The 21,667-nt window shown below is 72.8% G+C and carries 24 protein-coding genes and 2 pseudogenes; 11 read left to right on the top strand and 15 right to left on the bottom strand.

All coding sequences use genetic code 11. The features are described 5' to 3' along the window. Positions 1-126: 126 nt before the first annotated feature. The 3 genes from PV342_RS13740 to PV342_RS13750 all read left to right on the top strand — a co-directional run bounded on the left by PV342_RS13740 (position 127) and on the right by PV342_RS13750 (position 3,183). The gene (locus PV342_RS13740; protein WP_400798390.1) at positions 127-1,086 is read left to right on the top strand and encodes a LysR family transcriptional regulator; all 960 of its coding nucleotides are present in this window, start codon (positions 127-129) and stop codon (positions 1,084-1,086) included. A 141-nt stretch (positions 1,087-1,227) separates the two neighbouring features. Then, complete coding sequence (locus PV342_RS13745) at positions 1,228-2,040, top strand: SRPBCC family protein (protein WP_400798393.1); 813 nt, start codon at positions 1,228-1,230, stop codon at positions 2,038-2,040. 9 nt (positions 2,041-2,049) lie between these two features. Then, positions 2,050-3,183, top strand: a complete 1,134-nt coding sequence (locus PV342_RS13750; protein WP_500317279.1) for an XdhC family protein — start codon at positions 2,050-2,052, stop codon at positions 3,181-3,183. Between the two features lie 92 nt (positions 3,184-3,275). Here PV342_RS13750 and PV342_RS13755 read toward each other — a convergent pair whose 3' ends face one another. The 7 genes from PV342_RS13755 to PV342_RS13785 form a co-directional block, all read right to left on the bottom strand. Further along, positions 3,276-3,407 carry a hypothetical protein gene (locus PV342_RS13755; RefSeq protein WP_400798399.1) on the bottom strand — a complete coding sequence of 44 codons (132 nt, stop codon included), beginning with the start codon at positions 3,405-3,407 and terminating at the stop codon, positions 3,276-3,278. 297 nt (positions 3,408-3,704) lie between these two features. Next, positions 3,705-4,271 carry a cysteine hydrolase family protein gene (locus PV342_RS13760; RefSeq protein ID WP_018562509.1) on the bottom strand — a complete coding sequence of 189 codons (567 nt, stop codon included), beginning with the start codon at positions 4,269-4,271 and terminating at the stop codon, positions 3,705-3,707. A 212-nt stretch (positions 4,272-4,483) separates the two neighbouring features. After that, positions 4,484-6,334 (bottom strand): CHAT domain-containing protein, encoded by a 1,851-nt coding sequence (locus PV342_RS13765; RefSeq protein ID WP_400798403.1) that lies wholly within the window; start codon positions 6,332-6,334, stop codon positions 4,484-4,486. Beyond that, complete coding sequence (locus tag PV342_RS13770; protein ID WP_400798406.1) at positions 6,331-6,744, bottom strand: hypothetical protein; 414 nt, start codon at positions 6,742-6,744, stop codon at positions 6,331-6,333. Before PV342_RS13770 ends, PV342_RS13765 begins: the two co-directional genes overlap by 4 nt. Before the next feature lie 232 nt (positions 6,745-6,976). Beyond that, positions 6,977-8,128, bottom strand: coding sequence for a glycoside hydrolase family 64 protein (locus tag PV342_RS13775; protein WP_400798486.1), 1,152 nt, complete (start codon positions 8,126-8,128; stop codon positions 6,977-6,979). A 211-nt stretch (positions 8,129-8,339) separates the two neighbouring features. After that, positions 8,340-8,840 (bottom strand): GNAT family N-acetyltransferase, encoded by a 501-nt coding sequence (locus PV342_RS13780; RefSeq protein WP_400798409.1) that lies wholly within the window; start codon positions 8,838-8,840, stop codon positions 8,340-8,342. Positions 8,841-9,484: 644 nt separating this feature from the next. Beyond that, positions 9,485-9,772, bottom strand: coding sequence for a hypothetical protein (locus PV342_RS13785; RefSeq protein ID WP_400798412.1), 288 nt, complete (start codon positions 9,770-9,772; stop codon positions 9,485-9,487). A 383-nt stretch (positions 9,773-10,155) separates the two neighbouring features. On the opposite strand from PV342_RS13785, the gene PV342_RS13790 reads away from it, so the two are divergent. Further along, positions 10,156-11,049: an aminoglycoside phosphotransferase family protein gene (locus PV342_RS13790; RefSeq protein ID WP_400798415.1), complete on the top strand. Its 894-nt coding sequence runs from the start codon at positions 10,156-10,158 to the stop codon at positions 11,047-11,049. A gap of 149 nt (positions 11,050-11,198) precedes the next feature. On the opposite strand, the pseudogene PV342_RS13795 reads toward PV342_RS13790, so the two are convergent. Further along, positions 11,199-11,417 (bottom strand): annotated as a pseudogene (locus PV342_RS13795) (tyrosine-type recombinase/integrase); the annotation flags it as partial. A gap of 13 nt (positions 11,418-11,430) precedes the next feature. Continuing rightward, positions 11,431-11,544, bottom strand: a pseudogene (locus PV342_RS13800) (replication initiator); the annotation flags it as partial. A 250-nt stretch (positions 11,545-11,794) separates the two neighbouring features. On the opposite strand from PV342_RS13800, the gene PV342_RS13805 reads away from it, so the two are divergent. After that, a complete protein-coding gene (locus PV342_RS13805) occupies positions 11,795-12,169 on the top strand; it encodes a hypothetical protein (RefSeq protein ID WP_400798418.1) in 375 nt (124 codons plus the stop codon). Positions 12,170-13,065: 896 nt separating this feature from the next. On the opposite strand, the gene PV342_RS13810 is transcribed toward PV342_RS13805, so the two are convergent. Next, complete coding sequence (locus PV342_RS13810; RefSeq protein ID WP_400798421.1) at positions 13,066-13,302, bottom strand: DUF5133 domain-containing protein; 237 nt, start codon at positions 13,300-13,302, stop codon at positions 13,066-13,068. A gap of 119 nt (positions 13,303-13,421) precedes the next feature. Here PV342_RS13810 and PV342_RS13815 point away from each other — a divergent pair, with 119 nt between their 5' ends. After that, positions 13,422-13,757, top strand: a complete 336-nt coding sequence (locus PV342_RS13815) for a DUF3040 domain-containing protein (protein ID WP_018562518.1) — start codon at positions 13,422-13,424, stop codon at positions 13,755-13,757. Between the two features lie 209 nt (positions 13,758-13,966). On the opposite strand, the gene PV342_RS13820 is transcribed toward PV342_RS13815, so the two are convergent. Then, positions 13,967-14,206 (bottom strand): WhiB family transcriptional regulator, encoded by a 240-nt coding sequence (locus PV342_RS13820; RefSeq protein WP_400798424.1) that lies wholly within the window; start codon positions 14,204-14,206, stop codon positions 13,967-13,969. Between the two features lie 194 nt (positions 14,207-14,400). On the opposite strand from PV342_RS13820, the gene PV342_RS13825 reads away from it, so the two are divergent. Continuing rightward, positions 14,401-14,880 (top strand): DUF6882 domain-containing protein, encoded by a 480-nt coding sequence (locus tag PV342_RS13825; protein ID WP_400798427.1) that lies wholly within the window; start codon positions 14,401-14,403, stop codon positions 14,878-14,880. A 396-nt stretch (positions 14,881-15,276) separates the two neighbouring features. Next, positions 15,277-15,747: a type 2 periplasmic-binding domain-containing protein gene (locus PV342_RS13830; RefSeq protein WP_400798430.1), complete on the top strand. Its 471-nt coding sequence runs from the start codon at positions 15,277-15,279 to the stop codon at positions 15,745-15,747. Positions 15,748-15,797: 50 nt separating this feature from the next. Here the strand turns inward: PV342_RS13830 and PV342_RS13835 are convergent, their stop codons facing one another. Beyond that, positions 15,798-16,421, bottom strand: a complete 624-nt coding sequence (locus tag PV342_RS13835; protein ID WP_400798489.1) for an HD domain-containing protein — start codon at positions 16,419-16,421, stop codon at positions 15,798-15,800. A 491-nt stretch (positions 16,422-16,912) separates the two neighbouring features. Here PV342_RS13835 and PV342_RS13840 point away from each other — a divergent pair, with 491 nt between their 5' ends. Then, the gene (locus tag PV342_RS13840; RefSeq protein WP_400798433.1) at positions 16,913-18,106 is read left to right on the top strand and encodes a damage-control phosphatase ARMT1 family protein; all 1,194 of its coding nucleotides are present in this window, start codon (positions 16,913-16,915) and stop codon (positions 18,104-18,106) included. Between the two features lie 12 nt (positions 18,107-18,118). Here PV342_RS13840 and PV342_RS13845 read toward each other — a convergent pair whose 3' ends face one another. Together PV342_RS13845 and PV342_RS13850 are read right to left on the bottom strand one after the other, a co-directional pair. Further along, positions 18,119-18,409 (bottom strand): DUF6295 family protein, encoded by a 291-nt coding sequence (locus PV342_RS13845; RefSeq protein ID WP_329183808.1) that lies wholly within the window; start codon positions 18,407-18,409, stop codon positions 18,119-18,121. Beyond that, entirely contained in the window at positions 18,409-19,146 is a 738-nt protein-coding gene (locus PV342_RS13850) for a dienelactone hydrolase family protein (RefSeq protein ID WP_400798436.1), read from the bottom strand. The genes PV342_RS13845 and PV342_RS13850 overlap by 1 nt, the downstream gene beginning before the upstream one ends. Before the next feature lie 113 nt (positions 19,147-19,259). Here PV342_RS13850 and PV342_RS13855 point away from each other — a divergent pair, with 113 nt between their 5' ends. Beyond that, the gene (locus PV342_RS13855) at positions 19,260-20,246 is read left to right on the top strand and encodes a phosphotransferase (RefSeq protein ID WP_400798439.1); all 987 of its coding nucleotides are present in this window, start codon (positions 19,260-19,262) and stop codon (positions 20,244-20,246) included. 16 nt (positions 20,247-20,262) lie between these two features. Here the strand turns inward: PV342_RS13855 and PV342_RS13860 are convergent, their stop codons facing one another. Continuing rightward, positions 20,263-20,535 (bottom strand): DUF1905 domain-containing protein, encoded by a 273-nt coding sequence (locus tag PV342_RS13860; protein ID WP_329183805.1) that lies wholly within the window; start codon positions 20,533-20,535, stop codon positions 20,263-20,265. A 292-nt stretch (positions 20,536-20,827) separates the two neighbouring features. Here PV342_RS13860 and PV342_RS13865 point away from each other — a divergent pair, with 292 nt between their 5' ends. Then, positions 20,828-21,586, top strand: a complete 759-nt coding sequence (locus PV342_RS13865; RefSeq protein ID WP_391576199.1) for an IclR family transcriptional regulator — start codon at positions 20,828-20,830, stop codon at positions 21,584-21,586. Positions 21,587-21,667 lie beyond the last annotated feature (81 nt).

Raw genomic sequence — 21,667 nt, forward strand, 5'->3', positions numbered from 1 at the left:
TATGGGTCGTTGCGGGGTGCATGTGGGGGGAACACTCGCGCCGTGGAGGGGACCGGTCAACGGCAACTGAAGAGAATGGTTAATACGGACTGCGACAGTTGACGCTCGAACAGATGTAATGTCCTCATGACGCTCACGCAGTTGCGGGCCTTCGTCGCTGTGGCCCGACTGGGATCGGTCAAGGCCGCCGCCGAGTCGCTGGGCGTCACCGAGCCCGCGGTGTCGGGGGCCGTCGCGGCGCTCCGCCGCGAACTGGGCGACGTCCTCTTCATCCGCGCGGGCGGCGGCATCAGCCTCACCCCGGGCGGACAGCGCCTCGCCGCGGGGGCCGCCGAGATCGTCGGCCTCGCGGAGGAGACCCGCCACCGGGTGCGGCAGGCCAGCGCCGGCACCGCCCAGCTGCGGGTCGCGTCCACCGAGACCGGCGCCGAGCAGGTGCTCCCCGCCCTGCTCGCGGCCTTCGGGCGGCGCCAGCCCGAACTGGACGCGGACACCCTGGCGGTACCCGTCGGCGTGTTCGGAGAACTGCTCAGGGACCGCAGGGCCGACGTGACGATCGGGCCCGCGCCCGCCCCGCACCCGGCGATCGAGTCCGTGCCCTTCCTTCGCTTCCAACTGGTCGTCGTCGCCGCGCCCGGTCACCCCCTGCGGCAGCAGTCACGCATCGTCCCCGCCCTGCTCAGCCGCGAACCGTGGCTCTTCGGCCCCGCCGGGATGGACCCCGACACCCTCGCCGGCGCCTTCCTCGCCCGCATCGGCGTCGACCCCGCCAAGGCCACCGCCTTCCCCAGCGTCACCGCCTCGCTCAACGCCGTCGCCGCGGGCGACGGGGTGACGCTGGCCCTGCTGCACGTCGTACGCGAGGAACTGCGGCGCTCCCACCTCGTCGTCCTCGACGTCCTCGGCATGCCGGTCAACGGCATGCTCTACGCGAGCACGCTCGCCCCCGACCGCCGCTCCTCGGTCGCGGCCGCGCTCTGCCGGTTCGTCACCACCCCCGCCGCCACCCAGGCCCTGCTGGCCCGCTCCAACGGCGTGCCGCTGACGGAGTTCCGGCCGCCCGTGCACGTCACGCTCTGGAGCTGACCCGCCGGACGCGGCCGCGATGCCGGCGGTATTAAGCGAACGCTGAACTGTGCGTTGACGGGGCGCGACGGCAGGCCCAAGGTGTGGGCACCCGTCCGGGACCGCCGATGACGTCACGACCGGAAGAGAGGTCAGCCCTCGATGGACTTCACCAACGAGTTCCGAGTGAGCCTGCCGCCGGACCAGGCGTGGGCACTGCTCACGGACGTCGAGCGGATCGCGCCGTGCATGCCGGGCGCGCAGCTGACCGGGCGGGACGGCGACACCTACAACGGCCTCGTGAAGGTGAAGGTCGGCCCCGTGACCGTCCAGTACAAGGGCACCGCCGCCTTCGAGGAGCAGGACGCCGGGAGCCGCACCGCGGTGCTGCGGGCGCGCGGCCGCGACGCCAGGGGCCAGGGCAACGCCGACGCGCGGATCACCGCGCGGCTGGTCCCCGAGGGCGACGCGACGATGGTGACGGTCGAGACCCGCCTGACGATCACCGGCAAGATCGCGCAGTTCGGCAAGGGCATGATCGAGGAGGTCAGCAGGAAGCTGCTGGGCCGGTTCGTGGAGGCCCTGGAGCGGCAACTGGCCGAGGAGCGGGCGCCCGAGCCCGCCGCGGTCGGCGGGGGCGGCGTGGGCGCCGGGGCCGGCGAGGGCGGCAGCGAGCTCTCGGCCTTGGCAGCGGTACAGGCCCCGGCGGCGGCGCCGTCCGAGGCCCCGGCAGCGGAGAACGCCGGAGCCGGAGCCGCGGAGGCTGTCGCGGAGGAGACGTCGCAGGGCGGGACGGAAGCAGACGCGTCAGACCCGGCGCCCGCCGTCGAGCGGGCGCCCGCCCCGGTGCGGCCCACGCCCGAGCCCGAGCCGATCGACCTCATGGGCGTCGCCAGGGGCGCCGTGCTCAAGCGGGCGATCCCGGCCGCCGTTGCGGTCGTCGTGGTCGTCCTGCTCGTCGTCTGGCTCGTCTGAGGCCCCGCGATGCGTGACATCGAGGTCCCGATCCGCGCCTGGTACGCGGCGGGACGCACCTTCGGACTCGCCACCGTCGTCGGCGCCTACCGCAGCGCGCCCCGGCCCCCGGGCGCGGTGATGGCCGTGTCCGCCGAGGGCGAGGTCGCCGGGAGCGTGTCCGGCGGGTGCGTCGAAGCCGCCGTGTACGAGGTGGCGCGCGAGGTCGTCCGTACCATGACGCCGCAGCTGCACCAGTACGGGATCAGCGACGACGACGCCTTCGCCGTCGGCCTCACCTGCGGCGGCACCATCGACGTCCACGTCGAGCCGGTCTCCCCGGCCGGCTTCCCCGAACTGCCGGGCGTCCTCGACGACATGGCGGCGGGCCGAGCCGTCGCCGTGGCCACCGTGGTCGCCGGGCCCGGCGCCGGAACCCGCATGGTGGTGCGCCCCGGGGAACGCTCGGGCCGCCTCGGCTCCGCCGAACTGGACGACGCCGTGACCGAGGACGCCCGCGCGATGCTGGCCCGCGGCACGAGCGCGCAGCGCCGCTACGGCGACCGGCGGGTCTTCGTCCGCTCCTACGCCCCGCCGCCCCGCCTGCTGGTCTTCGGCGCCACCGACTTCGCCTCCGCCCTCGCCCGCCAGGGCGCGCTCCTCGGCCACCGGGTCACGGTCTGCGACGCGCGCCCCGTGTTCACCACCGCGGCCCGCTTCCCCGACGCCCACGAGGTCGTCGTCGAATGGCCGCACCGCTACCTCGCCGCGGAGTCCGCGGCGGGCCGTGTCGACGCCCGCACGATGGTGGCCGTCCTCACCCACGACCCGAAGTTCGACGTCCCGCTGCTGGAGGTGGCGCTGCGGCTCCCGTTCCTGGGGTTCGTCGGGGCGATGGGCTCCCGGCGCACCCACGAGGACCGCCTCGAGCGGCTCCGGCGCGCGGGCCTGACCGAGTCCGAACTCGCCCGCCTCAGCTCGCCGATCGGCCTCGACATCGGCGCCCTGACCCCGCAGGAGACGGCCGTCTCGATCGCCGCCGAGATCATCGCCGGTCGGCGCGGCGGCTCCGGATCCCCGCTCCGCGGCACGGCGGGGCCGATCCACGCCGCCGCCGTGCCCGCGCTCACGGGAGTTTCCGGACCGACCTTCGACGGGCCGTGATCCGCCGGATGGCGAAGCCCGCGGGATCCGCGGCCCCACCACCCGCGGAGCGCGGTGTGAACCCGATCATCCGGCGGCTCCCGGGGGTCGCTTCAGCCCCCTGAGGTCAGCGCGGTCAGCGCGGAGACCAGCAGGGCGAACGCCCCGAAGCCCGTGCAGAGCCAGCCGGAGACCAGATAGGCGAGGCGCAGCCGCGCGACGGCGCCCGCGGGGCGTCCGATCACGGGCGGTTCCTGGGCGAGTTGCCGACGTCGGTGGAGCAGGAAGAGCCCGGCGGCAGGAAGCCGACCGCGATACCGAGGAGATGCGCCGGCGAAGGATTGCCGCTCTGTTGTGCGGCGCTGTACATGCCGATGATTCCGACCACCCGACCCCGACACACCCACCTGGTGATGATCACCTCATCGAAGCGCAGGCGGGCCGGCCGCCGACGTACGTCCCCGACCACGGAGCCGGCCGGCGCCGTCCCGCCCGGCCGAGGCCGTCACAGCCGGGCGGACCGGTCGCCGACTCCGGACGGCTCAGTTCTCCTCGGCCGCCGCGAAGGAGACCTCGGCCGTGTCGACGGTGCCACCGCGGCGCCCGGGAGCGCTCTGGAACTTCCAGTACAGGTTGGTGTGCGCGATCACCAGCTCCGGGCTTGGCGCCCCGTACGGGCTGAGGTCCTCCGTGGTGTGCGCGTCACCGACGAGCGTCACGTCGTAGCCGCGGACGAGCCCCCCGTGCAGCGTCGAGCGGATGCAGGCGTCCGTCTGGGCGCCCGTGACGACGAGGCGGCCCACGCCGCGGTCGGAGAGCACCGCCTCCAACTCGGTGTCCTCGAAGGAGTCGCCGTAGAGCTTGTGGATCAGCGGCTCCGCCTCCTCGCGGACGAGCTCCGGCACGTACTGCCAGCTCTCGCTGCCCTTCGGGAGGTCCTCGTCCGAGTGCTGCACCCAGATCACCGGCACGTCCTCGGCCCGTGCCTTGCCAATCAGGGTGTTGATGTTCGCGATGACGTCGTCCCGGTTGTGGGAGCCGGTCACCACCCCGTTCTGGACGTCGATGACGAGCAGCGCGGTGTTCGGACGGTCGGAAAGGGTCGTCATGGGACTTCCAGTCTCTCGTCGCGGTTCCAGTGTCGCCCTCACCCTAGGCCGGGCCACTGACAATCGGTCCTGAGCGGCCCGTGCACCTGTGGTGGCCTCGCGGAACGCCGGCCTGCTCGACGGCCGTCCCAGGACGGTTCGGGACGGCACGCCCGCACACGTCTCCCCGATACCGATAGCGGTAGCGATACCGGGCCCCGGGCATCGCTCTGTCATGCGCCGAAGCAGGCGAAGGAGGCCCAGGCCGAAGGGGGTACCCCCTGAGCGTGCCCTTCGCCGATTGCCCGGCCGAGGGCTCTTGTGGCGGACGATGCGGCCAGGGCTCGATGCGTCTTCGTCATCAGGGTCACGGTCGCCTCGGTGTCGGGAACCGGCCACAACGCGCCGATGACGGAACGCGCGCCCACGGCGAGCAGTGCGGCCGGGAAACCCAACTGCTCGTCCGGGAGGTCACCGGTGATGCTCCCCAATTCACATGCGGACAGTACGACGGTGGCCCCTGGGCGCAGATTGTTCCGCAATACGCTCGCAAGAGGCAGCTTTCCGCCCAGGAGCAGCGAGGAAGCCAGTGGGTCGTCGGAGCGCAGTTCGCCGTGGCAGGCGAGATGCACCACCGACGCCTCGGCTATGCGGTCCACGATGTCGGGCGGTGCCGGGCCCGTTTCGCTCGTCGCGGGTATCTCCTGGGACGTGCCGCGGGTCGTACGCAGCAGGTCGGGGTCGTCGGCCGGTCCCTCACGCGGTGGAGGCTCCGGCGCGTGGAGCACCTGCTCCCGGAGGATCCTCGGCTCCACGCCGTGCACTGCCGCGACCGCCCGCGCCTCGGGAACGGTCCGGGGGATCGACCGGAGGCCGCCTCCGTCCACCCACGGATCGGCGGCGACAAGGACACTCCCGGCCTGCGGCTGCCAACCTGCGGACAGGAAGAGGGCGCGCCCGGAAGGCACCATGGTCACGTCCAGCACCGAGCAGGCCGGCGTCCCGCCCACAAGGGCCGTGTAGAAGGGGAGCAGGGCGGACTCCGCCAGGGGGGCCAAGGCAAGGGGAATGTCCCGCAGTTCGGGCCACTCGGTCAGCAGGGGGTCCCAGAATGCCGAGGTCACCGTGTCGAGGGCGGTCCGTATGAGCCTGGCCAGACCCTTCTTGCCGAGTTCACCGCGTTGGGCGGCCCCGTAGCCGTCCCGGACCTGCTCGACCAACGTGCGCACGGAGCCGAAATCAAGTGCGGGAAGTTCGATGCTCTCGCACATCTCGCGTTCGGACTCGGGGGAGTTGATCCGAAGCGCTGCCGCGCTGCGCGGCGCGGGTGCGATGTAGACGAGGGTCCGCCCGCTGGAGAGGGCTGCTCGCGCGGATGCGAGGGCGTTGGGCGACATGGCCAGTCTGTGGGTGCCCTCGGCTGTGGTCAGCGTCGCGAGGTCCGTCAGGAACTGCTGATTCACGGCTTCCTGGAGGCTGAGGCCGACATGCGGGGAGCGCTTCGCCATGGAGCGTGTCGCCCGCATCTCCCGTGCGGCCGTCCTCTGCATGCCGGTCAGTTGCCGTTGGAGTGCGGCCAGGCCGTTGTCGGTGACGGTGGCCGTACTCTCGCGGGCCACCATCCGGTCGCCCAGTGACAGGGAGGTGATCGCCTCCGCGGCCATGACGCCGGCGAGGGGCACCCCGCATCGGTGCGCCGCGTAAGCCGACGTCGGCGCCATGCGCTGCATTTCGCGCAGGAGGCCCTCGGGCATGGGCTCGTCGTCCTGGCTTCGCGACACGTCGATGACGCAGCACGCGGTCGAGAACGCGAGTCCGGACGTGGTCGCGCGACTCCAGTCCGCGCCTGTGCTGAACTCGATCAGGAATGACAGGCGGGCGGCGGAGAAGAGCGGGCCCGCCACCGAGGTACGACCCTGGGCAAGGTCCTGGGACAGCTTCCGCTGCAACTCCCAGACGTCGTCGCGGACGCTTTCCAGGCGCCCGCTGTCCTGTCCGACAGCGTTGAAGCGGTCCTGAATACTCTTGTAGGCCTGAGCCGCGACCCGGTAGCGCGAGGCCTCGGACCGGCCGAAGAGCTTCATCCAGCCTGCCCCCGACCTTGGTCTCCGTTCATCGCCGAGTTCAGCAGCCGGGCCAGCGTCTCGGCGTCGACCTCGGCCGTCCCCGTGCTCGTGATGGCCACGGTCGTCTCTCCGTCGCCGGTGCGCAGGGTCAGGCTCACCGCGGCGGCGCCGGCGGCTCCTTCCGCCCCGCGCCGGCGGCCGATCCATCGCTCTACCTGCTCGAGAAACGAGGCGATGGCATCCCGCCCCAGGATCACGGTGACGAGATTCGCCCCCATGCCGAGCCCTCCGTCGGCCACGGCGACAACGGCGTGAGCGGCGTCGGCCCACTGATCGGCCCCTCGGAACGAATCGACCGAGTCGAAGTCGGCCGCGTCGAGGTACTGCCAGAGGTCGTCAGGAACCATCACGTGCAGTTGAGCACCCATGAGCAGACCGTAACAGGACGGATCGCCCGAGCAGGGGAGTTCCGGCAACCCGCGTCATCGCCCCGGTCAAGGCCGGTGCGCGGAGCCACTCTTGATCCGGCGAGGATGACGCAGGCGCCGGAGGATCTGCAAGCACCGGTCCGGCTCGCCGGGCCGGAGCAGGGGGACCACGTCGCCCGCCGCGCCCGCGCCGGCGGAAGGCACGGGCACACGGGCGACGTGGTCCTCGACGCTAGTCGAGCGGATCCAGCGTGATGTACGCCTGTTGCGGGTCGGCGTCGTTGACCAGGGACTCGTGGTGGCCGACGTCGTCGAAGGCGAACGCGTACGCCTTCCCGTCGGCCATCCGCGCGTGGATCTCGCGGGCGTAGTGGTTCGTCACGGGGTCCTGGTAGAAGCCGGCCGCGCTGGTGTCCGGCTGCGCCGGGTTGGTGAGCAGGGTCGAGCGGTTGAAGCCGGCGCACAGCGTGCGCGAAATCGGCCCGCGCACCAGGTCGTTGGGCGCGTCCAGCAACTTGTGGCAGCCGAAGACGCTGTCCGCGTCCGGCTTCTGGAACGAGGTGACGACGGACCCCGAGGCGTCGGTGAAGCGCATGACGCCGTCGGCGACCCGCCCGTAGTACTTCGTGCCGGGCCGGTCGCCGAAAGGCGTCACCGTCAGCGTCGCCGCGGAGTACTTCTGCCAGACGCGGTTGACGTAGTCGTCCATGACGGTGCGCGGGAGCGCGCCCGTCTCGGTCCCGTGGCCGGGGGAGAGCGCGCGGAGCACCGTCCCGTCGGAGCGGGTCTGCACGAGGTCCGCCCAGCCGCCCGTCCGGCCGCGCAGGGCGGCGAAGAAGCCGTTCCAGCCGCCCGGCACGAGGTGCCCGGTGGTCGTGGTGCTGCCGTCGGCGCGCTTGAGGCCGACGGCGTACGGGGCGGAGAACATGTCCACCTGGGTGCTGTTGATCCACAGTCCGGAGTCGTTCAGCGTGTACTCGGACCAGTTGAAGAGGATGTCCCGGTTGGGGTCGGAGGGGTTCTGCACCGCGGGCTGCACCAGGCCCCCCGTGGTCAGCCTGAAGTCCAGTTTCCGGCCGTAGGAGAAGTAGATGCGGCCGGAGAACCTGGGGATGCGGATGGTGACGGACCTGCCGTTGGCGGGGCCGGGGATCGAGGCGTCCGGCGCCGGGGTCGGCGGGTTGCCGCCGGCCGGCCAGGGGTGGAAGGTGCCGCTCGCGTCGGCCCAGCCCTGGCGGCCCGTGGCGAGTTCCGTGCCAAGGTCGTAGAGGTAGACGGGTTCGTCGCGGCCGGAGTTGTTGGTGAACGTCAGCGGGATGGTGGCGGGGACGGCGGCCTCGGCGCGGGGGGACCAGGTGCCGAGGACGGTGAGGCCGACCGTCATCAGCAGAGCGGTCAGCAGGGCCGCGACGGGGATGCGTCGGAAGTGCACGCGCTTCCTCCTCGTGTGGGGGGTGGAGGGACGCCGGGGGTGGCGGAAAAGTGCGTGAGAGCGCTCTCAAGCCTCGGCGTGTGAGGCGGACATGTCAATGCATCGCGTCGGAGTGGTCGACGGCGCGCACCGCTGTGTGCCCTCGGCCCTCGGTGGCGCTGTGTCAGTTCCCGTGCCGCAGCCAGAGGTACGCGACCGGCTGGGGCACGTTCCACTCGGCCGCCTGCTCCGCGGGGACCGGGGCGAAGCCCGCCCCCAGGTAGCAGCGCAGCGCGGCGTCGTTGTCGGGGTGCACGCGCAGGAAGACCTCCGCCAGGCCGGTGAGCCGGGCCCGCGCGGTCAGCCCGGCGACCAGACGCCGCCCGAGGCCGCGCCCGCGGACCGAGGGCGCGACGATGACGCGGGCCAGTTCGACCTCGTCCTCCTCGGCGTCCAGCCAGAGTTCGCCGTAGCCGACGAGTTCGGGTCCGTCGTACAGCAGGTACGCCTCGACGTCCTCCGCGTCGCGCCAGCCCGCGACCACCGCGCCCGCCAGCGGGTGCTCGTGCCGCCCGCACCACAGGGCGACCTCCCGTGCCGTCACGGGCCAGGCCGCGACCGCGCCGGCGTACGTCGCGTCTCCACCGTGCGGCCCGCCCGCGTCGTCGGACCGGAGCAGCTCCATCGTTCCTCCGCCTCTCGTGTCCGGGCGCCGTCAGGCAGGGCGGCGGCCCGAGCGGTCAGCGTACGGGCCCCGCCGAATACCGGGATCGTCACCTCCGGATCGACGCACGTGGGCAACGGGTCATCCGCGGCGCCGAGGCGCGGTCGAGCCGGCCGCGCAGGCGAGAGGAATCCCCTCGGAAGGTCCCGAGTCGGCGCACCTCTTCCGCCTCGATCTCCGTACGTCCTGCAAGCGTGAGCACGGCGGCATACGGTCGTTCGCCCTCGGCGAGCTTCGCCGCCACGGCAGCGTGGACGGCTCGCAGGACCGCGCTGTCGGCGCTGGGATGGCCCGCCAGCAGACACAGGAGCCTGTTGTCGTTCCAAGCGCTGTCTCGGGCCGCGCTCAGCTCCGCCAAGGTGTCGGGCGCCGTGTGGGGACTGGCCGCCAGGGCCTGCCAGACAAAGGGGTAAGGACAGCGCGCAAGTCGACGCAGGACGAAACAGTCGCTCTCGGTCCGCGCCAGTTCGAGGTGGTCGGCAGGGGTGTGCACGTACGGTGGCCTCGCAGGATCGCCGGGAACGGAGGAGGGCGGCCTCTGATCGTAAGCGGCGTGGAGATCACCTACGGGCCAGCCCATCGTGTTGCCGCGTGGGCGACACGGGTCAGGCGGGGATCCAGCCGGGCCACCACGGCGGGATGTTGCTGGGCGGGCACAGCCCGGAATCGCTGAAAGTGCCGTCGAGCGTTCCCTCTGTCCTGAAGTACCACCAGGCCAGGAAGGTCAGGGTCGTCGTGACCAGCACCATCGACGCACACACCCGTAGTGCGGTCGGCACACGGAAGGTCGGCAACCAGGCGGCGCCGTGCAGGACGAGTGCACACAGTCCGTAGCCGACTACGTGCTCGGGTAGCTCGACGTACCAGAACCCGAACCTGTCGCCGGCCCCCATCCCGGCATCGCAGTACGCCCCGCGCGCTGAAGGCCGGCAGCCAGGCTCCGTAGCCCGCGAACATCCCGAAGACGGTTGCACTGACCCAGGGAATCCATGCATACGACCGCGACTCGGCTCGGCTCATGATCTGGCAGGACGCCTTGACGCCGTTTCCAGTTGCACGTGCCGCAGCCGAGATGACCGGGGAGTGCCCGAGGACCCTCCTAAGCCGCGACTGTGGCCTGGGGCCGGCCGGAACGGGTGAGACGCCTGGGTACCCGAAAATTTCAGTTGATCCAGACCGCGGCGCATGAATACTGGCTGTCGTCTCCGTCGATCCGGCCTGCCGGCGGCGCTTCGCACGGGACTGTTCACCTCGGACTCGGAGAGGCCCCGCGAGAATGACCATGCACGACGACCAAGTCGACGTCACCACCGACATCGTTGCGGCCCTGATCCGGGAGCAGTTCCCTCAGTGGAGCGGCAAGGCGATCCGACTCCAGTCGTCGACCGGGACGGTCAACGCCATCTTCCGCATCGGGGACGACCTCTCCGCGAGGTTCCCGCTGCGTCTGACCGATGCGGCGGAGGCGCTCACGGTCCTGGAACGGGAAGCCCAGGCGAGCGCGGAGCTGGCGCAGGTGTCCCGGTTCCCCGTTCCGGAACCCGTCGCCCTGGGAAAGCCCGGAGCCGGTTGCCCCATGCCGTGGTCGGTCCAGACGTGGCTGCCGGGAACGGTCGCCTTCGACGCCGACCCCAGTGGGTCGGACGCATTCGCCGAGGACCTCGCGGCCTTCATCGCGGCCCTGCGGGCCGCCGAGACGCGGGGGCGGCGTTTCGACGGCGACAACCGTGGCGGCGTTCTCGCTCACCACGACGACTGGATGGCGAAGTGCTTCGAGGAGAGCGAGGACCTGCTCGACGTACCCCGGCTGCGCCTAGTGTGGAGTCGGCTAAGGGAGTTGCCACGCACGGCTGCCGATGTGATGAGCCACGGTGACCTGATCCCCGGCAACGTACTGGTCGCGGGAGACCGGCTCAGCGGCGTACTCGACACCGGCGGCTTCGGCCCGGCCGACCCGGCGCTGGATCTGGTCAGCGCCTGGCACCTGTTGCAACCGGGCCCACGGGAAGTGCTCCGGCGGACACTGGCCTGCGACGATCTGGAGTGGGAGCGGGGCAAGGCATGGGCCTTCGAACAGGCGATGGGTCTTGTCTGGTACTACGTCGAGAGCAATCCGACGATGAGCGCAATGGGGCGCCGTACCCTCGACCGCATTCTGGAGTCGACGTAGTGGTGTCTGCCCCGATCGCAGGCCGACTTGACTGCACCTACAGGGCAGATGCCGACGGTTCGAAACCGTCCACGCCCACCAGTGAGAAGACCCCGAGCCGGTCATGGCTGGGGGTTTTTGACTCCCGGATCCGACATCAACGGCCACGCTCACTCACGGCCGGGACGCCTCCGGAGCGGCCGGTCCATGTGTCTGACGGCCTCACGTTGAGTGTTCTGCACGACGTGCGTGTACACGTTCATCGTGACGGCGATCTGAGAGTGCCCGAGGATCTCCATTACGACGCGAGGCGTGACGCCGACTGCGGTCAGCAGCGTGGGACAGCCGTGCCGGGCATCGTGCAGCCGGATCACCCGGAGGCCGGCGCTTGGCCGGCCCGATGTCGTCCAGGCCGAGGACGTCGCGCTCCTGGGCGGCGCGGGAATCGGCGCGTTCCTGGCGCAGGGCGCCGAGGGTGGTGGAGTATCGGCGGGATTTGGCGGAGAAGTGGCCTCGACGGCAAGCGCCTTAGCCACATCTGATGGCCCTCCGTAGCATGTGCCGGTGACGCTACCGATCCCGTCGTCCACGCGCGCGTCGTGGACAAGGATCTCAATTGCCTACGCGATTCAAATGGCGTCTCCCGGGCCACGGTCCCTGCGGCGTTGTTCATTGCCGCGATCATTCCCGAGCCAAGTACCGAGGTTGAAGGGACTTACTTTCCTGGGACGGCCCGGTCAGAGGGGAACGCCGCAGCCTGCTCCGTGTGGAACTGCTCGAATGGCTGGCTTCACTGGTCTACGACACCGATGACGAGTTGTACGCCAAGCTACGGAGGCGGGGCGAGGTCTCGCCGGAGATCGAGGCGGTACGGGCTTTGCGGCCGCTCTTCTTCCAGGCAGTCGCCGCCTTTCTGGACGACGCCACGCCGGCCGTGCGGCACGCGGCCGTCAATGGTTTGGCCGCAGGTCACGAAGCCGGTCCCATGGCTTCGGGACGAAGAGGCCGTTCAGTCGATCACCCGACCGAGCTGAACTGTGCTGACCTGCCCGGGGGGCTGTGGGCGCGTCAACCAATGGAGCCTGGCCCGAACTTACAAGTCACCTGTCGGCCGAGCCTCAGCCTCGGCGGGCGAACATGAACAAACGGGAGGCGAGGAGTTCAGGACGGCCGACGAAGCGCGGTGCTCTTCACAGACAGCCCACCGACTCTCGCCACCCTTGTCCTTCACAAGCACGCTCCAGCACGCATCCCTTGGACACGGGGAGCCCCAGGCGCACCGCCGATCGTGGGACTTCGTGCCGACGGCGTGGTGCTGCGGGTCCCACTTGACCGGTCCCTCGACGAGTTCCACGCCACCAGTGAAGCAGTCGAATGCGTGTCGACGTCGGAAAACCGACGTGGCTCGGGCCGGGCATCGACGCAGCGGATCGGGGACGGGCGCATGTCGCGGGTCCGAAGGTGGCCTTCACGCATGGCGACCGGACCGTCCACGACCTGGCGCGACGATGTCGGGCGTGACTCGACGAAGCTCCACGTCACGGGCTCGCCGCCGGTTGGCGAGGCCGCACCTGCCGCCGTCGGGCGCGATGCTGATGTGTCGAGCCCACGGTCCGCCACGACATGCGGGGGCTGACCCGAACCTCAGCGTTGCGGGCCGGTCGTGCTCGCCGTGGCGGACGGGGCCGTGCGTCTTCCGCGGCCGCGGTTCGTCTTCCTCAGGTCGCGGGCTGCGGAGCGGGTCCCGGTGACGGGAGCGGCCCCGGTTCGGGCCCGGGGCCCGGCGGCGTGGGGTCCGGGGGGACGGGGTCCGGCCCGTGGGGCGGGGGCGTCGGCGGCAGCGGGTCCGGGCCGCCCGGCGGGAGGGGCCCGGGTGCGGGGCCCGGCTCCGGTCCCGTGGGGCCGGGCGACGGTGTGGGGCTCGGGGGCACCGGATCGTTGGGGGGCGTGGCGTTCGTCGTCATGCGTTCCTCCCGGTTCGGGCCGTCTGCGCTGAGGGGCGCGTACCCGGGAGTCGGCCACTCACGCGGGCCGACTTCAGGAACCGGGAACGGCGCCGTCCGCCGGCCGTGCCCCCGGCACCCTGCCGCGGGCGGCCGCGAGCGCGGCCTCCAGGTCCGTGGTCCCGGTGACCACGCACAGCGTGTACGCCGCGTCCTCCAGCCGTCGGCGCGCCTCGGGGCCGTCGCTCCCACCGGTCACGGCGTCCGCCGCCCGCAGCGCCTCGTACTGCTCGACCAGCATGTGCAGAACCACGGGATGGGCCATCAACATGATCGGGATCCCTCCGTCACGACGCGGGCACATTCTGCGACTCCGCGACCGGGTACCCCTCATCCCTTCCGCCATTCGGGGTAAGTGACAGGCATGGGCGGGTGGTGGAGGGGGCGGTGATGGAGGGTTCGGGGCTCACGGAGCGCGAACGGCGTGCGCTGGCGGAGATCGAGGACCTGATGCGCGACGACGACGTGCTCGAACGTCAGTTGCGCACCATGCGGCTGGACCCGGAGCCGGACGCACACCCGGGCCCGGCCGACCTGTTGCGGCGGCCACGCGCCCTGCTGCTGGCGCTGCTGGCGATCGTGTGCCTGGGGCTGCTGATCGCCGCGACCGTGACGACCCTGCTGGCCGTCGTCTGCGCCTTTGTTGTGACGTGGCTCGTCACGCTGGTCGTGGCCGTACGCCTCCCGGGCACGGCCCGTCGGCGCCGCACCCGCCGTCGTCGCTGATCCGGTCCCGGCGCCGGATCAGCGACGACGGCGGGTGCGGCGCCCGCGAGCGCACCTCGGCGGCCCCTGCCGGACAGGCGAGGGGCCGCCGTCGAGGTGGGGTCCGGGCCCCGGGTGCCGGGCCGCGGGGAGAGCCCGAGGTCTTCGCCGTCGGCGCCCGCAGGCACCGACCCCCGCCCCGTCACACCGTGACCGGGTCCGCGGGGCGCTCACCTGGTGCGGGCGGAGCGGCGGCGAATAGCGCGGCGCTCCTCCTCGGACGTGCCGCCCCAAATACCCGCGGACTGCCCGGTGGCGAGTGCCCAGTCAAGGCAGTCGCCCACCACCGGGCACCTCTCGCAGACCGCCTTGGCGCGGGCCTCCTGCCCCGCACCCGGGCCCGACGAGCCGACCGGGAAGAACAGTTCCGGATCCTCTTGTGCGCAAGCGGCGCTTCGCCACCAGCCCATCGTCTCGACTCCTTCCGGAGGAAGCGTTCGGGGGTGTCACGGACAATGCCGTGATGCCGCGCCTACCCGATGTGCAAGAGCCGATGCCGCCCGATTCGCGGCGGATACCCGAACGGCCGAAAGGACCCGCCGCCGGAGCGCCTTGGGCCCGGTGAAAGGATCCGCAGGGAAACCGACCCCGGAGGCGAGGGCCCATGACGCAGCACGACCATGCCGCCTGGGAGGAGGCCGTCCTGGCGGCGCGCGAGCGAGCGCGCACCCGGCAGGCACTCATGGTCGAGCGCTTCGGGCTCTCGGGTGACGTGCGGCACGAATGGACGCTGGATGACGCCCGCATCGCCTGGTCGCGCGGCGGGGAGGTTTTCCTCACCGGCCGGATCACGATGATCGGCAGCGTCAGTCTCACCCAGGGCACCTGGCTCTGGTCCTGGGCGAACGACTCGCTGCCCCCGGCCGCCGTCGGGGACATGGACCGCGTACGGCGGTTCGGCGAGGCCAACGGCTTCCCGGTCCTGCCATGGCCCGGCTTCGACGCCCACCCCGGGCTGGTCGCGGAGGCCCGCCTGGTCGCCGCCTCCGTTCTCGACGCCGAGGGGCTGTGGGCGGACACGGTCGAGGACACACAAGTCCACTTCCTGCTGCACGACCTGACTCCGCCCGCCCCGGCGGCTTGACGCCACGAGGCCGCGAGGCCACCCGGCCGGGCCGGCTCCCTACGACGGCGTCATGGCGATCTCCGGGCCCGAACAGCCGCTGCGTCCTGTACGACGAGTCCCGCCCCGACTGGGGGGAGCCGGCCCGTCCGCGCGCGGTGCGGATCCACCGGTGGGAGCCGGACGCACCGCCGGCCGGGCCCGCCCCGCTGGTCGTCGTCTCGCACGGCACCGGAGGCTCGGGCGGCGACATGGAGTGGCTGGTGCGTCCGCTGCGCGAGGCGGGTCTTCGGGTACTGGCCCTGGACCACCACGGCAACGACTCCGTTGACGGATACGAGCCGGAGGGCTTCCTCCCCGAGTGGGAGCGGCCGCGGGACGTCTCCTTCGCCCTCGACGCACTCGCCCGGGAACGACGTGGCGCTCGCCGAGGCCCGCCTCGACACCGACGTGCTGTGGGCCGTGCTGTCGGGCGACGTACCGCTGCCGGACATCCCCGAGTTCCCCGGGGTGCTCGAGGCGTACCGCAAGAAATACCCCGACGACCTCTCGGTACGGCGGGCGATCGACGGCGCGGGGGCGGATCTCTCGGACGCACGGGTGCGGGCGGTCTTCCAAGTGGCCCCCGGCGTGGGCGGATTTGTCACGCCGGGGATCCTGGCGGCGGTCCGGGTGCCCGGGGGCATCCGCTGGGGCGGTGCGGACACGGTCAACCCGTACGAGGCCGACACCAGGCCCTACGTGCAGCGCATCCCCACAGCGAGCGGCCGCTGCGCCGGTGCGCATGTCCGCCACGACGACTTCCCCGGGCCGGAGCCCGCCGACCCGGCGGTCCGCCACCGCGTCGGCGGGGAGGCGGCCGTCTTCTTCGCGCGGCACCTCCGCTGACCGCGCTGAACCGTGCTGACTGCTGACCGCGCCGCCGCCGCGTCCGCCCTTCAGAAGCCGCCCGGTCCGGGCCCCAGGGCGGCGGGGCTCCCCACGCCCCGGGCCACGGGGAACGCCGTGTGGAAGGCCAGGCGCCGGTCGGCGTCGGCGGCGACCTCGCCGAGGAATCCGTCCAGCGCCAGGAACACCTCCCAGCGCTCGTCGCCGGTCGCCCCGGCCAGCCGGTCGACGACCAGGTCCTCCAGTTCCGTGACGCGTCTGCCCTTCCAGACCTTGTCGGCCACGCTCACCAGCAGGTCCTCCATGGTGACGGCCCCGTCCGTCCACGACCCGTGCGTGGCCGCGAAGCGCGCCAGGCGCGGCGCGACGCCCCGCGCCAGCAGCAGCGCGCGGCCCGCCCCCTCGTGGGCGCTGCCCGGCCCCGACAACTCGGCCACGTGCAGCGCCTTTCCGATGTCGTGGGTGGCCGCGCCGAAGAGCACGGCCTCGCGGTCGACGACCAGGTCCGGGCTGTACTGACGGACCCACTCCACCAGTTCGCAGGCCACGTCGTGCACGAGCCGCAGGTGGGCCGCGAGCCGCGGCGGAGCGCCGACGTCCCGCAGCAGCCGTTCGACCTCGGGCGGCAGCGGCCGCTCCCGTCCCTGCGTGAGGGCCCGGTCGAGGTCCGACACCCGCACGGGACTTCCGGCCCCTGCCGGACTTCCGGCCCCGGCGAGGCCGGAGGACCCGCCGGGCCACCCGATCTCCGCGGTGGCCCCGGCGGCGCGCAGTGCGGCGACGGCCGCCTCGGCATGCTCCTGCGGCACGTCGCGCAGTACCGCCACCGGCACCCGGCCCGTGAGGATCCGGCAGTGCTCCTCGCCCCGTCCCGTCAGCCGGCCCAGCACGGGCACGACGTCCGTCACCCGCGGCCCCGCCTCCACGAGCGCCACCGTCGCCGGCGGCGCGCCGCCGTCCGCCCCCACCTCACGCACCATGGCCATGGGCCCTCCCCGTCGCTCCCCGTCTCCCCGCCGCGGACAGAGTGCCCCACACAGCGCCGCAGGGGAACCGCGCGTGCCGCGCGCCCGCGTACGGCCTGGGTGCCCCACTTCTCCTCCGCTTCCTGTGAGAATGCCCGCGGACGCTGCCCCCGCCCCCGACCGCTGGAGGACGACGCCGTATGGGTGGACACCCCGAAGGCCTCCCCGGCTCCGCGCTCCCGCCGGCACCGCCGATCACCTGTGACGAGCCCGGGTCCTTCGCCCGGAGCGTCTTCCAGGACCGGCACCCCGTGCTGGTCAGCCGCATCCTGGACGCCGTCCCGTACGGGCCGGAGCGCCGCCGGGCCTTCGCGGCGCTGCTGGAGGAGTCGCGCTCCGGCACGGTCGCCGGGCTGCCGCGGGACGCGCCGGACCGGGCGGCGTGGGAGGAGTGGGGCGAAGGGCGTTTCGGGCGGCCGTGGGCCGAACTGCCCTTCTTGTGGTCGGAGTCGTACTTCTACCGCCGGCTGCTCGACCCCGCCGGCTACCTCGCCCCCGGGGCGTGGCACGGTGTCGACCTGTTCGCGCCGTTCAAGGACGCCGAACTGGACGGTCCCGGCTTCGCCGCCGACCTCGCCGCCCTCGACGAGCTGCCCGGGCTCGCCCCCGACGACCGCGAACACGTCCTGCTCGCGGCCGCGGTGTGGGGCAACCAGGCGGACCTCGGCTTCACCATGGTGGCCGAGGCGGCCGCCCCCGAGGCCTCCGGGACGTTCGTCGCCGACGAGTCGGTGCGGCTGTGGTCCCTGCTGGACGGCGGCACGGTCGTCGTGGTCACCGACAACAGCGCCCGCGAGATCCTGGCCGACCTCGCCCTCGTCGACGACCTCCTCGCGAGCGGACGCGCCCGCGAGGTCGACCTGCTCGTCAAACCCCGCCCCTACTACGTCTCCGACGCCACCACCCAGGACGTCCTGTCCTGCCTGCGCCGGATGACCGCCGCCCCCGGTGAGGCGGCCCGCATCGGCGGACGGCTGCTCGCCGCGCTGCGCGAGGGGCGGCTCACGCTGACCGCGCACCCCTTCGCGTGCGCGCCGCTCGGCTACCGCGACATGCCGGACGACCTGCGGGAACGTTTCGCCGCCGCGCGGCTGACGGTGATGAAGGGCGACCTCAACTACCGGCGCCTGGTGGACGACCGGCTCTGGCCCGCGACCGTGCCGTTCGCGGACGTCACCGCCTGGTTCCCGGGGCCGGTCGCCACCCTGCGCACCCTCAAGTCCGACACCGTCGCGGGGCTCGCCCCCGAGACCGTGGCCCGGCTGGACGCCGGCGGCACCGCGTGGCGCACCAGCGGCACGCACGCCCTGATCCAGGTCACGGTCCCGGGGTGACGGCCCGCTCCGTCAGTGCGCCGCCGGCGCGGCCTGCCCGGAGGAGGCCAGCCCCGGCGGGGCCGCCGCCAGCGCGGAGCGGATCGCGTCGACCAGGGCCAGTGCCGCCTCCTCGGTGAGCTCGACGGCGACCCGGGCCGAGGCCCCCAGCGCCGGGTTGAGGAAGTCGATGTTGACGGTGTGCTCGTACGGCGCGTGCTGCGGGTGGTCGACGTAGACCATGGCCTCGGTCAGCCCGAAGTAGCCCTGGGCGCCCTTGCCGCTGCCGTCGATGCGGATCTTCTCGGTGAGGTACGTGCACATCAGAGGTGCTCCCTGAAGAAGGCCAGGACCTTCGACCAGCCGTCGACCGCCGCCTCGTTGCGGTAGCTCGGACGGTTCACGGCGAAGAAGGCGTGGCCGGCGTTCTCGTAGGTGTGGAACTTGTACGGCTTGCCCTGCGCCTTGAGCTCGGCCTCCAGTTCGGCGACGTGCTCGGGGGAGGGGTAGCTGTCCTCCGCGCCGAACAGCCCCAGCAGCGGGCCGTGCAGGTCCTTCGTCAGGTGGACGACGGGCTCGACCTGGAGCGGGAAGCCCTCCGGCGGCCGGCCCGCGACGAAGGCGCCGTAGCAGTCCACGCCGGCCTGCACGTCCAGCGAGGCCAGGGCGAGGAAGGCCTGGCGCCCGCCGGAGCAGTAACCGATCACGCCGACCTTGCCGTTGGACGACGGCAGGCCCCGTAGGTACGCGGCGGCGCCCGCGGCGTCCCCCAGGAACCGCTCGTCGGGCACGCCGCCCCGCGCGCGTGCCGCCGCGGCCGCGTCGTCCGGCGAGGCGCCGGGCGCCTCACGGCTGTAAAGGTTCGGGCAGACGGCCGCGAAGCCCTCCGCGGCGAACCGCCGGGTGATCTCCTTGGTGGGGTCGTCGTAGCCGGGCATGTGGTGGATCACCACGACGCCGCCGAGGGGACCGGGGGCCATGGGGCGGGCGGAGTACGCCTCGATCAGGTCGCCGCCGTGGCCGGTGACGGTCACGGTCTCGGCGAGGAGTGCGTCATACATGCACGTCGATCCTTCCGGGGGGACGGATGATCAGCACTCTATGCCGCATGCGCCTTCCCCCGGCCGCCGCCCCGCCCTGGACCCGGGCGGAAGCCGCTTCGTAGGGTCGCCGTATGAGAGGACGGCCCGAAGGGATCGGCGAGCCGGAGCTGGGTGCCGCGCTGCGCACGTGGGGGATCGACGTGGCGTCATGGACATACGAACCAGTGGGCTTCGGCGACTACCACTGGACGGCGGCCGACACCCGCGGCCGGCGGTGGTTCGTCACCGTTGCCGACCTGGCGCACAAGAGCCACTGCGGCGCGGGCGCCGACGCCGCCTTCGAGGGACTGAGCCGGGCCATGGACACCGCCCTCGCCCTGCGGGAGCGCGCGGGACGGGACTTCGTGGTCGCGCCCGTCCCCGCCGTGGGCGGCGGTACGGTGCACCGCGTCGGCGCGCGGTATGGGGTGAGCGTCTTCCCCCACGCGGACGGCGTCGCCGGGCGTTTCGGCGACCGCCTGGGCGCGCGCGAACGCGGCGCCGTGCTGGACACCCTGGCCCTGCTCCACCGGACGCCTCCTCCGCAGCCCACCCCACGCGTGCGGCTCGCGCTCCCCGGGCGCGCCGCCCTGGAGTCGGCACTCGCAGGGCTGCGCGACCCCTGGCTCGGGGGCCCGTACGCCGGGCGGGCCAGGGAGCTGACGAGGGAGCACGCCGCGGTGCTCCGCCGGCGGCTCGACGAGTTCGACCGGCGGGCCGGCGCCCTCGAGGGCGCGGGAAGCGCACGCGTCGTCACCCACGGCGAGCCGCACCCCGGCAACCTGCTGCGCCAAGGCGCGGGGTACGCGCTGGTCGACTGGGACACCGTGGGACTCGCCCTGCCCGAGCGTGATCTGTGGCTGGTCGCCACCGGGCCCGAGGACCTCGACCGCTACCAGGACGCGGCCGGCCGCCGCCCGGATCCCGAAGCCCTCGCCCTCCACGGACTGCGCTGGCGGTTGGCGGACGTCGCCGCCTTCCTCGGCGACTTCCGCTCCCCGCACGCCGCCACGCCTGACTCGGCCCTGGCCTGGCGGTCCCTGGCCGGCACGGTGCGCGCCCTGGCGGAGACGGGCTGAACGGGCCGCACGCCCCTCAGCGGTCCAGCCGTTCCTCCAGGCGCACGGTGACGGTGTCCCCCTCGCCCTTGCCGATCGCCCTGCGGATCCCGGCGTTCACCGGAAGCTTGTGGGTGCCGTCGCCCAGGGCCATGAACGAACTGCGGAACGGCTGCCCGTCGATCGTGCCCCGTACCTTGACCAGCCCGCGGGTGCCGAAGAACTCCGCGGCCTCGGGCCACACGACGTAGGTCCAGCCGCCCTTGGCCGGGCTCTTCCGCAACACGGCGGTGAACTGCTTGTCGATCATCGAATGCCTCCGGTGGTGTCGCCCTCACCCTTGATGACGGAGCGGGCCCCCGGAACTCATCGCCGCGGCGGGTGCGGGGGGTGCCTCGAGGTCGAGGGTGGCGGTCTCGATGTCCTGCCCGGACGGGGGTGGCGGTGACGCCGCCCTGTCCGAAGGCCGTCTCCGGGCCGAGGGGCGGGCCGCGCGCCGGGCGGGCCGGGCCAGGGCGCGACCGGCCGGATGCCGCCGTCGAGGACGATCCCGCTGTTCCCCGGCGCTTGCCCGGGCCCCGCGGGGGGCGCAGGCTGGAGGCATGGCTGCTCAGGGCGGGCCGACGCTCATCACGTCCGTCCAGCGGGCCTTCCGCCTGCTGGAGGCGGTGGGCGCACACGAGTCCGGCGCGCCGGCGAAGCAGCTGGCGCGCGAGACGGAACTGCCGCTCGCCACCGCCTACCACCTGCTGCGGACCCTCACCCACGACGGCTATGTGCGCAAGCTCGACGACGGCTGCTTCGCCCTCGGCGAGAAGCTCGAGGCCCTGCATGCCGCCAGCCGTCCGCAGATGCCGCTCAGCCGCGTCCGGCCGGCGCTGGCCGCGCTGCGGGACGACCTGTCGGCCGCCGCCTATCTGACCTTCTACGAGGACGGCGAGATCCGGGTGGCGGACATCGTCGACGGGCCCCGCACCCCGCGGGTCGACCTCTGGGTGGGCTTCGACGACGCGGGACACGCCACCGCGCTCGGCAAGTGCGTGCTGCGCGAGCTGGACGAGGAGTCCCGCGAGGACTACCTCTCCCGCCACCCGCTGGCCGATCTGACCCCGCGCACGATCACCCGCCGCACCGAACTGCTGCGGCGGCTCGAGGACGTACCGGCCCCGCCCGCCGTCATGGACCTGGAGGAGTACGCCCTCGGCACCGTCTGCGTCGCGGTGCCCGTCTACAGCGGCGGCACCCTGGGCTCGCTCGGTGTCTCGCTCCGCGCGGACCGGGTCGCCGCGCGCGACGAGGTGCGCGCCAAGCTGCTCGCGACGGCGAGCCGCGTGACCCGGGGGCTGTCGCTCACTATCTGAAATCCCCGCCCTTGCGGCCGGGCCGCATACACCCATTAACTGGTCGAAACGGACGGCAGTGGTGTGACGCCTCACACAGGC

This window comes from Streptomyces sp. PA03-3a (genome assembly GCF_033792735.1).
In the GTDB taxonomy this organism is placed as follows: Bacteria; Actinomycetota; Actinomycetes; order Streptomycetales; family Streptomycetaceae; genus Actinacidiphila.

Excerpts from the sequence above, each read along its gene's own strand:
- PV342_RS13740 (WP_400798390.1), top strand. The coding sequence starts at position 127 with ATGACGCTCACGCAGTTGCGGGCCTTCGTCGCTGTGGCCCGACTGGGA.
- PV342_RS13745 (WP_400798393.1), top strand. The coding sequence starts at position 1,228 with ATGGACTTCACCAACGAGTTCCGAGTGAGCCTGCCGCCGGACCAGGCG.
- PV342_RS13750 (WP_500317279.1), top strand. The coding sequence starts at position 2,050 with ATGCGTGACATCGAGGTCCCGATCCGCGCCTGGTACGCGGCGGGACGC.
- PV342_RS13760 (WP_018562509.1), bottom strand. The coding sequence starts at position 4,271 with ATGACGACCCTTTCCGACCGTCCGAACACCGCGCTGCTCGTCATCGAC.
- PV342_RS13765 (WP_400798403.1), bottom strand. The coding sequence starts at position 6,334 with ATGAAGCTCTTCGGCCGGTCCGAGGCCTCGCGCTACCGGGTCGCGGCT.
- PV342_RS13770 (WP_400798406.1), bottom strand. The coding sequence starts at position 6,744 with ATGGGTGCTCAACTGCACGTGATGGTTCCTGACGACCTCTGGCAGTAC.
- PV342_RS13775 (WP_400798486.1), bottom strand. The coding sequence starts at position 8,128 with ATGACGGTCGGCCTCACCGTCCTCGGCACCTGGTCCCCCCGCGCCGAG.
- PV342_RS13780 (WP_400798409.1), bottom strand. The coding sequence starts at position 8,840 with ATGGAGCTGCTCCGGTCCGACGACGCGGGCGGGCCGCACGGTGGAGAC.
- PV342_RS13785 (WP_400798412.1), bottom strand. The coding sequence starts at position 9,772 with ATGGGGGCCGGCGACAGGTTCGGGTTCTGGTACGTCGAGCTACCCGAG.
- PV342_RS13790 (WP_400798415.1), top strand. The coding sequence starts at position 10,156 with ATGACCATGCACGACGACCAAGTCGACGTCACCACCGACATCGTTGCG.
- PV342_RS13810 (WP_400798421.1), bottom strand. The coding sequence starts at position 13,302 with ATGTTGATGGCCCATCCCGTGGTTCTGCACATGCTGGTCGAGCAGTAC.
- PV342_RS13815 (WP_018562518.1), top strand. The coding sequence starts at position 13,422 with ATGGAGGGTTCGGGGCTCACGGAGCGCGAACGGCGTGCGCTGGCGGAG.
- PV342_RS13820 (WP_400798424.1), bottom strand. The coding sequence starts at position 14,206 with ATGGGCTGGTGGCGAAGCGCCGCTTGCGCACAAGAGGATCCGGAACTG.
- PV342_RS13825 (WP_400798427.1), top strand. The coding sequence starts at position 14,401 with ATGACGCAGCACGACCATGCCGCCTGGGAGGAGGCCGTCCTGGCGGCG.
- PV342_RS13840 (WP_400798433.1), top strand. The coding sequence starts at position 16,913 with ATGGGTGGACACCCCGAAGGCCTCCCCGGCTCCGCGCTCCCGCCGGCA.
- PV342_RS13845 (WP_329183808.1), bottom strand. The coding sequence starts at position 18,409 with ATGTGCACGTACCTCACCGAGAAGATCCGCATCGACGGCAGCGGCAAG.
- PV342_RS13850 (WP_400798436.1), bottom strand. The coding sequence starts at position 19,146 with ATGTATGACGCACTCCTCGCCGAGACCGTGACCGTCACCGGCCACGGC.
- PV342_RS13855 (WP_400798439.1), top strand. The coding sequence starts at position 19,260 with ATGAGAGGACGGCCCGAAGGGATCGGCGAGCCGGAGCTGGGTGCCGCG.
- PV342_RS13860 (WP_329183805.1), bottom strand. The coding sequence starts at position 20,535 with ATGATCGACAAGCAGTTCACCGCCGTGTTGCGGAAGAGCCCGGCCAAG.
- PV342_RS13865 (WP_391576199.1), top strand. The coding sequence starts at position 20,828 with ATGGCTGCTCAGGGCGGGCCGACGCTCATCACGTCCGTCCAGCGGGCC.